The organism is Cellulosimicrobium sp. GQ32, assembly GCF_059758455.1.
This window is the reverse complement of record NZ_JCAXEP010000013.1, coordinates 114997-127931: the sequence shown is the minus strand read 5'-3', so window position 1 is coordinate 127931 and position 12935 is coordinate 114997. Positions and strand designations below refer to the sequence as shown.

Annotated in this window: 10 protein-coding genes; 8 read left to right on the top strand and 2 right to left on the bottom strand. The window is 78.2% G+C overall.

Annotated features, from left to right (window positions below; translation table 11 throughout):
• Both AC6CH9_RS18370 and AC6CH9_RS18365 read right to left on the bottom strand, forming a co-directional pair.
• A partial coding sequence (locus tag AC6CH9_RS18370; protein WP_498156187.1) for a hypothetical protein occupies window positions 1–234 on the bottom strand: 234 nt, incomplete at its 3' end.
• A gap of 338 nt (window positions 235–572) precedes the next feature.
• The gene (locus tag AC6CH9_RS18365) at window positions 573–2012 is read right to left on the bottom strand and encodes an aldehyde dehydrogenase family protein (protein WP_498156186.1); all 1440 of its coding nucleotides are present in this window, start codon (window positions 2010–2012) and stop codon (window positions 573–575) included.
• 186 nt (window positions 2013–2198) lie between these two features.
• Between AC6CH9_RS18365 and AC6CH9_RS18360 the strand changes: the two genes are divergently transcribed.
• Genes AC6CH9_RS18360 through AC6CH9_RS18325 form a run of 8 tightly spaced genes read left to right on the top strand, consistent with a single transcriptional unit; the run spans window position 2199 to window position 12913 of the window.
• Window positions 2199–3875, top strand: coding sequence for a carbamoyltransferase family protein (locus AC6CH9_RS18360; RefSeq protein ID WP_498156185.1), 1677 nt, complete (start codon window positions 2199–2201; stop codon window positions 3873–3875).
• Window positions 3872–5527, top strand: coding sequence for an HAD-IIIA family hydrolase (locus AC6CH9_RS18355; RefSeq protein WP_498156184.1), 1656 nt, complete (start codon window positions 3872–3874; stop codon window positions 5525–5527). Before AC6CH9_RS18360 ends, AC6CH9_RS18355 begins: the two co-directional genes overlap by 4 nt.
• Window positions 5524–6612: a glycosyltransferase family 9 protein gene (locus AC6CH9_RS18350; RefSeq protein ID WP_498156183.1), complete on the top strand. Its 1089-nt coding sequence runs from the start codon at window positions 5524–5526 to the stop codon at window positions 6610–6612. Before AC6CH9_RS18355 ends, AC6CH9_RS18350 begins: the two co-directional genes overlap by 4 nt.
• Complete coding sequence (locus AC6CH9_RS18345; RefSeq protein ID WP_498156182.1) at window positions 6609–7616, top strand: glycosyltransferase; 1008 nt, start codon at window positions 6609–6611, stop codon at window positions 7614–7616. Before AC6CH9_RS18350 ends, AC6CH9_RS18345 begins: the two co-directional genes overlap by 4 nt.
• A complete protein-coding gene (locus AC6CH9_RS18340; protein ID WP_498156181.1) occupies window positions 7613–8887 on the top strand; it encodes a glycosyltransferase in 1275 nt (424 codons plus the stop codon). The genes AC6CH9_RS18345 and AC6CH9_RS18340 overlap by 4 nt, the downstream gene beginning before the upstream one ends.
• Complete coding sequence (locus AC6CH9_RS18335; protein ID WP_498156180.1) at window positions 8884–11067, top strand: PfkB family carbohydrate kinase; 2184 nt, start codon at window positions 8884–8886, stop codon at window positions 11065–11067. The genes AC6CH9_RS18340 and AC6CH9_RS18335 overlap by 4 nt, the downstream gene beginning before the upstream one ends.
• Window positions 11064–11798 carry an SDR family oxidoreductase gene (locus AC6CH9_RS18330; protein WP_498156179.1) on the top strand — a complete coding sequence of 245 codons (735 nt, stop codon included), beginning with the start codon at window positions 11064–11066 and terminating at the stop codon, window positions 11796–11798. Before AC6CH9_RS18335 ends, AC6CH9_RS18330 begins: the two co-directional genes overlap by 4 nt.
• Window positions 11789–12913, top strand: coding sequence for a glycosyltransferase family 9 protein (locus AC6CH9_RS18325; protein WP_498156178.1), 1125 nt, complete (start codon window positions 11789–11791; stop codon window positions 12911–12913). Before AC6CH9_RS18330 ends, AC6CH9_RS18325 begins: the two co-directional genes overlap by 10 nt.
• Window positions 12914–12935 lie beyond the last annotated feature (22 nt).

Sequence of the window (12935 nt, the reverse complement as noted above, 5' to 3'; positions counted from 1 at the left end):
CCGGGAGTCGGGCAGGACGGCGAGGTCGATCGGCTCGCCGGTGTCCTTGCTGAGCAGCACCTTCTCGTAGTTGTCCCAGTCGGTCGCCTCGTCGGCGGCCGGTGTCGCTTCCTCGTGCCCGGGGTGCGCGCCGGCTGCGCTGATCGACAGCGGTACCAGCACCGCGGCGGACAGGACAGCGGCGACACCTCTTCTGGCGAGCCTGCGAGGGCCCATGGTCGTTCGTCTGTGCACGACGTCCTCCTTGACGCGTCACGCGACGACGGTGACCGCCGGACCGGCAGCGCCAGGCACGTGCGCTCCCGATGCGGCCGCACGACGATCCCCGTCGATCGGTCGGCTCCGGATGGCTCGGCCTCGGACGTGAGGCCCGGTGCGACGGACGATGCGATGCCCCTCCGTCGCACTGGGACCGACCCTACGGCGGGCTTTCGCCCGTGCCAAGTCAGAAGTCGATACTTGTCGGCGGTCGTTGCGACGAGCAATCCCTGGAAGTCGGTCGGTCGATGCCGTCGAAAGCCCGGGTCGTGCTCCCGCCACGCCTCAGGCGTGCCCGGCCGGGGCCTGCCCGGTCACGGCGTGCCCAGCCCTTCGAGGTGGACCGACTTGCGCACCGTGAGCTCGTCGAGCAGGTCCGGCCCGTACCCCGCTCCCCCGCCGCTGCCGCGGCGCGGGTCGGCCGAGCCGCCCGGCGCGCCGCCGAACACCGCGTTGACCTTGACCGTGCCGACGTCGAGCACGTCCGCCGCGCGCAGCGCGTGGGCGAGCGACGGCGTGAGCACGGTCGCCGCGAGACCGTAGGCCGACGCCGACGCGCGGCGCAGGCCCTCGTCGAAGTCCGCCACGCGCACGACCGGCGCGACGGGCCCGAACGTCTCGGCGGTGAGCAGGTCGACGTCGTCCGGGCACCGGTCGAGCACGGTCGGCGCGTAGTACGACCCCGGGCGGTCGAGCCGTCGCGCGCCCGTGACGAGCTCCGCGCCCGCCGCGAGCGCCCCCCGCACGTGCTCCTCCACGACGGCGAGCTGCGCGTCGTCGACGAGCGGCCCCATCGTCGTGGCGTCGTCACCGGGGTCGCCCACCACGAGCGCGTCCGCGAGGCGCGCGAGCTCGGCGACGACCGCGTCCGCGACCTCCTCGACGACGTAGGCGCGCTCGACCGCGGTGCAGAGCTGCCCGCCGTTCGTGAACGCGCCCGTCGCGATCTGGCGCGCGGCGAGGACGGGGTCCACGCCCGCATCGACGACGAGCGGGTCCTTGCCGCCGTTCTCGAGCAGCACCTTCGCGCCACGCGCGCCGGCGACGGCCGCGATCCGGCGCCCCGCGGCCGTCGACCCGACGTGCGCGACGAGAGCGACACCGCCGTGCGCGACGAGCGCCTCGCCCGTCCCGCCGTCCCCGCTCACGACGCGCAGCACGTCCGCCGGCAGGGCCGCGGCCACGAGCTCGGCCAGGCGGACCCCGGGCGCGTCGCTGCGCTCGGACGGCTTGTGCACGACCGCGTTGCCGGTGACGAGCGCCGCGGCGAGCAGCCCGGCGGCGGCGGGGTACGGGTCGTTCCACGGCGTGATCACCGCCACGACGCCGCGCGGCTCGCGGCGCACGACGTCCAGCGCCGCGGGGTCCCCGGCGAGCACGCGCCCGGCGCGCACGAGCCCCGCGACCGCGGCCTCGTCGAGCAGGTCCGCCGCGACCTCGGCCGAGGCGCGCGCCTCGGTCTCGAGCCGCCCCGTCGTCGCCCGCAGCAGCGCGCCGAGCTCGTCGGCGGCGTCGCGCACGGACCGCGCCGCGGCGCGCAGGGCGGCCGCGCGGTCCGCGGGCGCCGTCGCGCGCCACGCGGGCCAGGCGGCCGCGGCGGCGCGGACGGCGGCGTCGACCTCGTCGGCCGTTGCGCACCGGACCGGGGCGGCGGGGCGCCCGGTCGCGGGGTCGGTCCGCTCGAGGCGGCGGTCTGCCGCGGCGGTCGCGGACAGGTCCGGGCGAGGGGTGGTCGGGGCGGTGGACGTGGTCATGCGGGCCTCCCGGCGAGTGACACGAAGAGAACTACCCATCGTTGCGCCGTGGGCGTGCGAGAAGCGCTTCTCCGGGTGAGGGTGAAGTCGGGGTTGCAGCAGAGCCGACCCGCACGCGTCAGGCGGTGCCCCACGTTCTCGAGGCGCACCACGAGCCTGACCCGATCCAGGGAGGCTCGCAGCCCCATGCGCGTCCTCGGTGTCAACGCCCTGTTCCACGACCCGTCCGCCGCCCTCGTCGTCGACGGGCGCGTCGTCGCCGCCGCGGAGGAGGAGCGCTTCTCGCGGCGCAAGCACGGCAAGCGCCCGCTGCCCTTCGCGGCGTGGGAGCTGCCCGAGAAGGCGATGGCCTGGTGCCTGGAGGAGGGCGGGCTGCGCCCCCAGGACCTCGACGCGGTCGCCTACTCGTTCGACCCGGCGCTCGCCAAGCCCGCGGAGGAGATGGGGCTGCCGGACCCGTGGGACTGGCTGCGCGTGCAGTACGCCGAGCGCGCGCCCCAGTTCCTCGCCACCGCGCTGCCGGGCCTGTCGCCGTCGACCGTGCGGTTCGTGCCGCACGAGGTCGCGCACGCCGCGTCGGCCGCGCTGGCGTCCCCGTTCCCGGTGGCGAGCGTGCTGTCGCTCGACGGCCGCGGGGAGCGCTCGTCGCACCTCGCGGGCCGCTACGACCACGGCCACCTGGAGGTGCTCGCGAGCCAGGAGCTCCCCCACTCCCTCGGGCTCGTCTACGAGTCGCTCACCGAGCACCTGGGGTTCCTCCGGTCGAGCGACGAGTACAAGGTCATGGCGCTCGCCTCCTACGGCGAGCCCCGGTTCCTCCACGACCTGCGCGAGGTCCTCTACGCGACCGGCGACGGCGGGTTCGTCGCCGAGGTGCCCGACTGGGAGCGCTGGGCTCCTCCGCGCACCGACGACGGGACGTGGGGCACCGAGCACGGCGGGCGCGCCGAGCACGCCGACCTGGCGGCCTCCGTGCAGGCGCGGCTCGAGGAGGTGCTCGTCGACCTCGCCACGTGGCTCCACGGGCAGACGGGCGACCGCGTGCTGACCATGGCGGGCGGGACGGCGCTGAACTGCGTCGCGAACTCGCGCGTCTGGCGCGAGTCGCCGTTCGAGGAGGTCTGGGTCCAGCCCGCGGCGGGCGACGCGGGGACGGCTCTCGGGGCGGCTCTCCAGCTCGCGGCCGAGGCCGGCGACACGGTGGAGCCGATGGGCTCCCCGGCGCTCGGGCGCTCGTGGGGCGACGAGGCGATCGCGCGCTGGCTGCGCACCGCGAAGGTCCCCTTCACGACGCCGGACGACCTGCCGGCCGAGGTGGGGCGGATCCTCGCGGCCGACGGGGTCGTCGCGTGGTTCGACGGCCGCGCCGAGCTCGGCCCGCGCGCGCTCGGGCACCGCTCGCTGCTCGCGCACCCCGGCCCGGTGGAGAACCTGGAACGGCTCAACGACGTCAAGGGGCGCGAGCAGTTCCGCCCGGTCGCGCCCATGGTGCTGCTGGAGGACGCGCCGGAGATCTTCTCCGGCGGCCCGGTCCCCAGCCCTTACATGCTCTTCGTGCACGACGTCGCGCCTGCGTGGCGCGACCGGGTCGCGGCCGTCGTGCACGTGGACGGCACCGCCCGCATCCAGACCGTCGACGACTCGACGCCGCGTCTCCAGGCGACGATCCGCGCGTTCAAGGAGCTCACCGGGCTGCCCGTCGTGGTCAACACGAGCCTCAACACCGCGGGCCGGCCGATGGTGGACGACCCCCGCGACGCGCTCGAGCTCTTCGGCTCCGCGCCCGTCGACGCGCTGGTCCTGGGCCCGCACCTCGTGCGCCGCCCGGACGTGTTCGCTGCACCCGGGGAGGTGACGGCATGAGCGCGCCCGTCACCCGCCCCGCGTCCCCGGCGCCGTACGCCGTCGTCGTGCCCTCGATCGGGCGACCGTCGCTCGACCGGCTCCTGGAGACACTCGTCGCCCGGCGCCACGAGACCGGCGCCGCGGGGCCCGCCGAGGTGGTCGTGGCCGACGACCGCCGCCTGCCGCGCGCCGGGGCCGCGGGCGAGGTCCCGGCGCCGCTCGACCTCGGCGCCGCCGGGCGAGTGCTCAGCGCGCGCGTCGTGCGCACGCGCGGTCGCGGACCGGCCGCGGCCCGCAACGCGGGGTGGCGCTCGACCGCCGCGCCGTGGGTCGTGTTCCTCGACGACGACGTCGAGCTCCCGGCGGGCTGGGGCGAGCTCCTGGAGCGCGACCTCGCGACCGCGGCGCCGCGCACCGGCGGGGTGCAGGGAAGGCTCCATGTGCCGCTGCCCGCCGACCGGCGGCCGACGGACTGGGAGCGCGGGACCGCGGGCCTGGAGCGCGCGGCGTGGGCGACCGCCGACATGGCGTACCGCCGCGCCGCGCTCGAGGAGGTCGGCGGGTTCGACGAGCGCTTCCCGCGCGCCTACCGCGAGGACGCCGACCTGGCGCTGCGCGTGCGCGACGCAGGGTGGGCGCTCGTGCGCGGCGCGCGCACGACGACGCACCCCGTGCGGCCCGCCGACGACGCGGTGAGCCTGCGCGTCCAGGCCGGCACGCGCGACGACGCCACCTTCCGCGCCCTGCACGGGCCGCGGTGGCGCGAGCGTGCCGAGACCGGCCGCGGCCGCCTCGCGTGGCACGTCGCGACCGTCGCGGCGGCGAGCGTCGGCGTCGGCGGGCTGCTCGCGCGGCGCCCCCGCGTCGCGGCGCTCGGCACCCTCGCCTGGGCCGGTCTCACGGCGCAGTTCCTCGGCCGCCGGCTCGCGCCCGGGCCCCGGCCGGGCGACGACGAGTTCGGACCCGAGCTGCGCCGCATGGCCTGGACGAGCGCGGCCATCCCGTTCGCCGCCGTGGGGCACCGCGTCGCGGGGACGCTCGCCGCCCGGCGCGGGCTCGACCCGTGGCCCCCGCCGCTCGCGGCCGTGCTGCTCGACCGGGACGGCACGCTCGTGCACGACGTGCCGTACAACGGCGACCCCGCGGCGGTCCGCCCCGTCGACGGCGCACGCGCCGTGCTGGACGACCTGCGCGCCCGCGGGGTCCGGCTCGGCGTCGTGTCCAACCAGTCCGGCGTCGGGCGCGGGATCCTCACGCGCGCCCAGGTCCACGCCGTGAACGCGCGCGTCGAGAAGCTGCTCGGCCCGTTCGACACGTGGCAGGTGTGCCCGCACGCGCCCCAGGACGCGTGCGCGTGCCGCAAGCCCGGCCCGGGCCTGGTGCTCGCGGCGGCGGACGCGCTCGGCGTCGAGCCGTGGCGGTGCGCGGTCGTGGGGGACGTGGGCGCCGACGTCGGCGCGGCGGTCGCCGCGGGCGCGACGCCGGTCCTCGTCCCGACGCCCGTGACGCGCCCCGAGGAGGTCGCCGCCGCGCCCTGCGTCGCGACCGACCTCGCCGACGCCGTCCGCGCGCTCGACGACCGCCTGCCCGGCGCCGCCGAACGGGCCGAGGCCGACCTGGACGACGCCGCCGCCGGTCGCGCGTCCCGCACCGAGGAGCGGGCGGCATGACCGCCGACGTGCTCGCCGTGCGCCTCGACAGCGACGGCGACGTGCTGCTCACGGGCCCCGCGATCCGGTCGATGGCGCACGCCGTCGCGGCGCGCGGCGGCCAGGTCGACGTGCTGGCGGCGCCCGCGGGGCACGCCGCGGCACGGCTGCTCCCGGACGTGCGCGACGTGCTCGTGTTCGACGCGCCCTGGTCCGGCTACCGGCCCCCGCCCGTGGACCGCACGCGCGTCCTCGACCTCGTCACGACGCTCGCCGCGCGGCGGTATGCCGCCGCGGTCGTCTTCACGTCGTTCCACCAGAGCCCGCTGCCCGCGGCGATGCTCCTCCGGCTCGCGGGGGTCGAGCACGTCGCCGCCGTGAGCGAGGACTACCCCGGCACTCTCCTCGACGTGCGCCACACCCGCCCGGCCGGGCTGCACGAGGTGGAGGCGGCGCTCGACCTCGTGCGCGCCGCGGGGTTCGGCGGGCCGCCCGACGGGGACGCGCTGCGCGTGCGCCGCCCGCTCCCGGACGTCGCGGACCTCGTGCCCGCCGGACCGTACGTCGTCGTGCACCCGGGAGCGTCGGTGCCCGCCCGCGCACCGGCGCCCGACCACGCGCGGGACCTCGTCGCGGCGCTCGTGGCGTCCGGCCGGCAGGTCGTCGTGACGGGCGGCCCGGGCGAGACCGCGCTGGGCGCCCACGTCGCGGCCGGTCGCGCCCGGGACCTCTCGGGCCGCACCGACCTCGCGGGCCTGGCCGCCGTGCTCGCGGGCGCGCGGTGCGTCGTCGTCGGCAACACCGGCCCGGCGCACCTCGCCGCCGCGGTCGGCACGCCCGTCGTGTCCCTCTTCGCGCCCGTGGTCCCGGCCGAGCGGTGGGCCCCCTGGGGGGTGCCGGTGGTCGTGCTGGGCGACCAGCACGCCGGGTGCCGCGACACGCGCGCCCGGGTCTGCCCCGTCGCCGGGCACCCGTGCCTGGGCGGGGTCGAGCCCGACGACGTCGTCGCCGCCGTCGCGCGGCTCGAGGCCCCCCACGTCGTCGGGACGCCCGGGCCCCGCCCGGGCCGCGCCACGACGGCCTGGGCGGCGGGGGTGGCGCGATGAGGATCCTCGTCTGGCACGTGCACGGGTCGTGGGCGACGGCGTTCGTCGCGGGCGGCCACGAGTACCTCGTCCCCGTCGTCCCCGACCGCGGGCCGGACGGCCGTGGCCGCGCCCGGACGTGGGACTGGCCGCCCGGCGCGCGCGAGGTGACGCCGCACGAGCTCGCCGACCTCGCGGCGGACGGCGCGGTCGACGTCGTGGTGCTCCAGCGCCCGGAGGAGGTCGAGCTGCTGCGCCGCTGGACCGGGCTCGTGCCCGGCCGCGACGTCCCGGCCGTCTACGTCGAGCACAACGCGCCCACCGGCGCCGCGGCCGCGACGCGGCACCCGCTCGCCGACCTCGACGTCGTCGAGGAGGGCCTCGTCCCGATCGTGCACGTGACGGCCTTCAACGCGCTCATGTGGGACACGGGCGACGCGCGCACGCTCGTCGTCGACCACGGCATCCCCGACCCCGGCCCCCTCTACACCGGTGAGCGGGCGAGCGTCGGTGCCGTCGTCAACGAGCCGGTGCGGCGCTGGCGCGTCGCCGGGACCGACGTGCTCGTAGCCCTCGGCCGCCACGTCCCGCTCGACGTCTACGGCATGGGCGTCGGCAAGCTCGCCGAGCACCTCGCGGCGCCCGGCGCCGCGCCGCACGATCTTCCGCACGGCCTGCACGACGACGTCCCGCAGGCCGCCATGCACGTGCGGCTCGCGACGTCGCGCGCCTACCTGCACCCCTACCGCTGGACGAGCCTCGGGCTCTCGCTCCTGGAGGCGATGGCGCTCGGCATGCCCGTCCTCGCGCTGCCGACGACGGAGGCACCCGTCGCGGTGCCCCCGGCCGCCGGGCTCCTCAGCTCCCGCCCCGACGAGCTCGCCGCGACGGCGCGGCGCTGGCTCGCCGACCCCGACGACGCACGCGAGCACGGTCGGGCGGCGCGCGCCCACGTGCTCGAGCACTACTCCCACGCCGCGTTCCTGCGGCGCTGGGACACGGTCCTGACGGAGGTGACCTCATGAAGATCGCGATGATCTCCGAGCACGCCAGCCCCCTCGCCGCGCTCGGCGGCGTCGATGCGGGCGGGCAGAACGTGCACGTCGCGTCGCTCGCCACCCGGCTCGGGGCCCAGGGCCACCGCGTCGAGGTGTTCACGCGCCGCGACGACGCGTCCCTCCGCGAGCGCGTGCCCCTCGCGCGCGGCGTGGACGTCGTCCACGTGGACGCCGGCCCGCCGGTGGCCGTCCCCAAGGACGACCTGCTCCCCCACATGGACGCGTTCGGCGCGGACCTGCTGCGGCGATGGATCGAGCCCGGGCCGCGCCCCGACGTCGTGCACGCGCACTTCTGGATGTCCGGGATCGCGGGGCTGCTGTCCGCGCCCGCGCTCGGCGTCCCGCTCGTGCAGACGTTCCACGCGCTCGGGTCCGTCAAGCGTCGCCACCAGGGCGCGCACGACACGAGCCCGGCCGAGCGCGTCGCCCGCGAGCGCCTGCTGTGCCGCGCGGTCGACCGGATCGTCGCGACGTGCGCCGACGAGGTCGCCGAGCTCGTGGCCCTCGGCGCGGACCCCGACCGCGTCGACGTGGTCCCGTGCGGGGTCGACCTCGGCCGGTTCCTGCCCGACGCCGACCGCACGGGCCACCTGCACCGCGAGCCCGGCCACCTGCGCCTGCTCTCGGTCGGCCGCCTCGTCGAGCGCAAGGGCGTGGGCACGGTGATCGAGGCGCTCGCGGAGCTGCCGGGCGCCGAGCTCGTCGTCGCGGGCGGCCCGGCGGCGGACGCCCTGGACGACGACCCCGAGGTACTCCGGCTGCGCGCGGTCGCCGACGCCCGCGGCGTGACGGACCGGGTGCGGTTCGTGGGCAGCGTCACCCAGGACGACGTGCGCGAGCTCATGCACGCCGCCGACGCCGTGGTGTGCGACCCCTGGTACGAGCCGTTCGGCATCGTCCCGCTCGAGGCGGCCGCGTGCGGACGCCCGGTCGTCGGGGCAGCCGTGGGCGGGCTGCTCGACTCGGTCGTCGACGGTCGCACCGGCCTCCTCGTCCCGCCGCGCGACCCCGGGGCGCTCGCCGCGGCGCTGCGGCGGCTCGCCGACGACCCGGCGTTCGCGGAGCGCCTGGGCTCGGCCGCGCGCGTCCGGGCCGAGCACCTGTACGGGTGGTCGACGGTGGCGGCCCGCACCGCCGAGTCGTACGAGCGCGTCGTGGCCGCACGCCGCGCCGCACCCGACCGCGCGCGCCCGGTCGTCGGCGCCCGCGCCGCCCTGCGGGCGGTGAGCGCACCGTGACCGGCCACGGGCACGGGCCCACCGACGGCCCGCAGGACGCGGCCCGGCGCTGGCTGCGCGACCACGCCGCGGACCTGCACGACGGCCTCGACCTCCTCACCGCCGAGGCGGGCAGGATCGACGCGTGGGGCGCACGGCTCGCCGACACCGTGCTCGCGGGCGGGCGCCTGCTCGTCGCGGGCAACGGCGGCAGCGCCGCCGAGGCGCAGCACCTCACCGCCGAGCTCGTGGGCCGCTTCGACGGCGAGCGCACGCCGCTGTCGGCGATCAGCCTGCACGCCGAGACGTCGAGCCTCACCGCGATCGTCAACGACTACGGCATCGGCGAGATGTACGCGCGGCAGGTCGCCGCGCACGGGCGGCCCGGCGACGTGCTCGTGCTGCTGTCCACGTCGGGCGAGAGCGAGAACGTCGTCGCCGCGGCGCGCCGCGCGCGCGACCTCGGCCTCACGACGTGGGCGCTCACCGGGCCCCGGGACTGCTCGCTGGCCGAGGCGTGCGACGACGTGCTCGCCCTGCGCGGGGCGTCGACCTCGTCGGTCCAGGAGCTCCACCTCGTCGTCGTGCACGCGCTGTGCGCGGCGCTCGACGCGCACGTGCGCCACCGGGAGGCGGTCGCCCGGGAGGAGCTGCCCGACGTGACGCCGGACGGTCCGCCCGTCGAGTCGCCCGCGACGGCCGAGGGCCCGCGCGTCGTCGTGGTCGGCGACGTGCTGCTCGACCGGGACGTCGACGGCCAGGTGACGCGCTTCTCCCCCGACGGGCCGGTGCCCGTGGTCGACACGCTCGGCGTCCGGCGCAGCCCCGGCGGCGCGGGGCTCACGGCCCTGCTCGCGGCCGACGCGGCGCGCGTGCGCCTCGTCGCACCGTTCGGCGACGACGAGGCGGGCGGCGAGCTGCTCGCGCTGCTGCGTCCGCACCTCGACGTCGTCGCGCTGCCGCAGGTCGGCACGACGCGGCGCAAGACCCGCGTGCGCTCCGGCGGGCAGACCGTCGTACGCGTCGACGACGGCGGCCCGGCACGCCCCGACGACGTGCCCGAGCGCGCCGTCCGGGCTGCGCTCGCGGGCGCCGACGTCGTCCTCGTCTCGGACTACGGGGCCGGGACGACGCACGCCGGCCCCGTGCGCGACGCGCTCGAGCACGCGGCCCGCGGGCGGACGGTCGTGTGGGACCCCCACCCGCGCGGCGGTCCGCCCGTGCCCGGGACCACGGTCGTGACCCCCAACCTCGCCGAGGCGCTCGACGCCGCGGAGTCGCTCGGTCTGGAGGCGCGCGCCGACGACCCGGGCGGCCTCGCCCGGTCGCTCGCCGCGGCGTGGGGCGTGCGGGCGGTGTGCGTCACCGCGGGCGAGCGCGGCGCGTTCGTCGCGCGCGCCGACGGCGAGCCCGCGTACGTGCCCGCGACCGTCGCGCACGGCGACCCGTGCGGCGCGGGCGACCGGTTCGCCTCGACGGTGGCGGTCGCGCTCGCGCGCGGTGCCGAGCTCGTCGAGGCGGTGGTCGCCGCGGTCGGGTCGGCGTCGGAGTGGGTCGCCACCGGCGGCGCCGAGGGCTACCGGCGCCGCGCCGACGTCCCGGGTCGGCGCGCGTCGGACACGGTGCGGGACGCGGTGCCGGCCGGGGTGCCGGACCGCCGCGCGCCCGGCGTCGTCGCGGCTGCCTCTGACGCGGCATCGCCGCAGGACCCGGGCGCGCCCGAGGCGGTGGCCGCGCGGCTGCGCGCGGCGGGCGGCGCCGTCGTCGCCACCGGCGGCTGCTTCGACATCCTCCACGCCGGCCACGTCGCGACGCTCGAGGCGGCCGCACGCCTGGGCGACCACCTCGTCGTGCTGCTCAACGGCGACGCGTCCGTGCGCCGGCTCAAGGGGCCGCAGCGCCCCGTCGTCGGGCAGGCCGACCGGGCCCGCGTCCTCGCCGCGCTCGACTGCGTCTCCGCCGTCGTCGTGTTCGACGAGGACGACCCGCGCGCCGTGCTCGACCGCCTGCGCCCGGACGTGTGGGCGAAGGGCGGCGACTACACCGAGGAGACCCTGCCGGAGGCGGAGGTGGTCCGGCGCCACGGCGGCCGGGTCGTCGTCCTGCCCTACGTCGACGGCCGTTCCACGACCTCGATCCTCGAACGCTCCGGCCGGTTCGCGCCGGGGCTCCCGACCCTGACGGAGGAGACCACCGCATGACCTCGACCATCCCGACCACCCCGCAGCCCGACCAGGGCCCGGTGCCGCGCGAGCTCGGCACCGTCTACGTCACGGGCGGCGCGAGCGGCCTGGGCGCCGCGCTCGTCGCCGCCGTGACGGCCGCGGGCGGCATGCCGGTCGTCCTCGATCGGGTGGCACCCGCGGGCGGTGTGCCCCACGCGGTCGTCGACCTGTCCGACTCGGCCGCGTCGGCCGCGGCGGTCGAGCGCCTCGCCCTGGAGGTCGGCCCGCCCGACGCGGTCGTCACCGCGGCGGGCACCGACGCGTGCGGGCGGCTCGACGAGATCGACGTCGAGACGTGGGAGCGCGTCGTGCGCGTCAACCTGTTCGGCACGGTCGCCGTCGTGCGCGCCGCGCTGCCCTTCCTCGAGGAGCGGCGCGGGACGGTCGTCACCGTCGCGTCGACCCTGGGCCTCAAGGGCGTGTCCGACGCGACCGCCTACTGCGCGTCCAAGTTCGCCGTCCGCGGCTTCTCCCAGGCGCTCGCCGCCGAGCTCGCGGGACGCGTCGGCGTGACGTGCCTCGTGCCCGGCGGGATGCGCACCGCGTTCTTCGACGGCCGCACCGAGCAGTACAAGCCCGGCCCGGACGCCGACCTCAACGACCCGCGCGCGACGGCGGCCGCCGTCGTCTCCGCGCTGCGCCAGCCCGTGGGCTGCGAGATCCGCGAGATGCTCGTCATGGCCTCCGGTGAGACGTCGTGGCCGTGACGGCGGGCGCGACCGAGCTGGCGCCCGACCTGCCGGGGCCCGCCGGGCAGGACGAGGGCACGGTCCTCGTGCTGCGCGCGCTCGGGCTCGGGGACGCGCTGACGGCGGTCCCGGCCCTGCGGGGCGTGCGGCGCGCATGGCCCGGGCGCCGCGTCCTGCTCGCCTCGCCGGAGGAGGTGGGCGGCTGGCTCCGCGACCTCGGCCTGGTCGACGGCGTGGTGCCAGCGCAGGGCCTCGCACCCCTCGCGTGGGTCGAGGAGTCCGAGGCGGTGACCGGCGCCCCGCCCTCCGGGCACGTCGCCGTGAACCTGCACGGCAGCGGGCCCCAGAGCCACCGCGTGCTCCTGGACACCGCGCCCGAGCAGGTCGTCGCGTTCGCGTCGCGCGAGGCGCGCGTCGCCGGGCCGGACTGGGACCCCGACGAGCACGAGGTCGACCGCTGGTGCCGTCTGGTCACGACCGCCGGCGGCGCGTGCTCGCGCGAGGACCTGCGGCTCGACCCGCCGGCGTCGCGCGGGCGGCACGTCGTCGTGCACCCGGGCGCGGCGTCCGGCTCGCGGCGCTGGCCCGCGGACCGCTTCGCCGCCGTCGCGCGCGACGTCGCCGCCGCGGGGCACGACGTCGTCGTCACGGGCGGCCCGGACGAGCGCGACCTCTGCGCGCGCGTCGTCGCGGACGCCACCGCGTCCCTCGAGGAGACGGCGGGTACGACGGAGACGAGGGGCACGGTGACCGACACCGCCGGCACGCTCGACCTGCCCGCGCTCGCCGACGTCGTCGCGACGGCACGCCTCGTGGTGTGCGGCGACACGGGCGTCGCGCACCTGGCGACGGCCTTCGGCACCCCGTCGGTCGTCCTGTTCGGGCCGACCCCGCCGTCGGCGTGGGGCCCGGCGATCGACCCGGAGCGGCACGTCGTGCTCTGGCACGGCGACGACGCGGCGCCCGCGCAGCACGGCCGGCACCGGGGCGACCCGCACGCCGCCGCCCTCGACCCGGCGCTCGACCGGGTGACCGTCGACGAGGTCGTCGCGGCCGCGCGCTCGCTCCTCGCGGGACCGGAGGACGTCGCCCAGATGCGTGGAGGCGGCCAGGTCCGGAGGGTCGAGCCATGACCTCTCCCGATCTGGATCCCCG

Excerpts from the sequence above, each read along its gene's own strand:
- AC6CH9_RS18365 (WP_498156186.1), bottom strand. The coding sequence starts at position 2,012 with ATGACCACGTCCACCGCCCCGACCACCCCTCGCCCGGACCTGTCCGCG.
- AC6CH9_RS18360 (WP_498156185.1), top strand. The coding sequence starts at position 2,199 with ATGCGCGTCCTCGGTGTCAACGCCCTGTTCCACGACCCGTCCGCCGCC.
- AC6CH9_RS18355 (WP_498156184.1), top strand. The coding sequence starts at position 3,872 with ATGAGCGCGCCCGTCACCCGCCCCGCGTCCCCGGCGCCGTACGCCGTC.
- AC6CH9_RS18350 (WP_498156183.1), top strand. The coding sequence starts at position 5,524 with ATGACCGCCGACGTGCTCGCCGTGCGCCTCGACAGCGACGGCGACGTG.
- AC6CH9_RS18345 (WP_498156182.1), top strand. The coding sequence starts at position 6,609 with ATGAGGATCCTCGTCTGGCACGTGCACGGGTCGTGGGCGACGGCGTTC.
- AC6CH9_RS18340 (WP_498156181.1), top strand. The coding sequence starts at position 7,613 with ATGAAGATCGCGATGATCTCCGAGCACGCCAGCCCCCTCGCCGCGCTC.
- AC6CH9_RS18330 (WP_498156179.1), top strand. The coding sequence starts at position 11,064 with ATGACCTCGACCATCCCGACCACCCCGCAGCCCGACCAGGGCCCGGTG.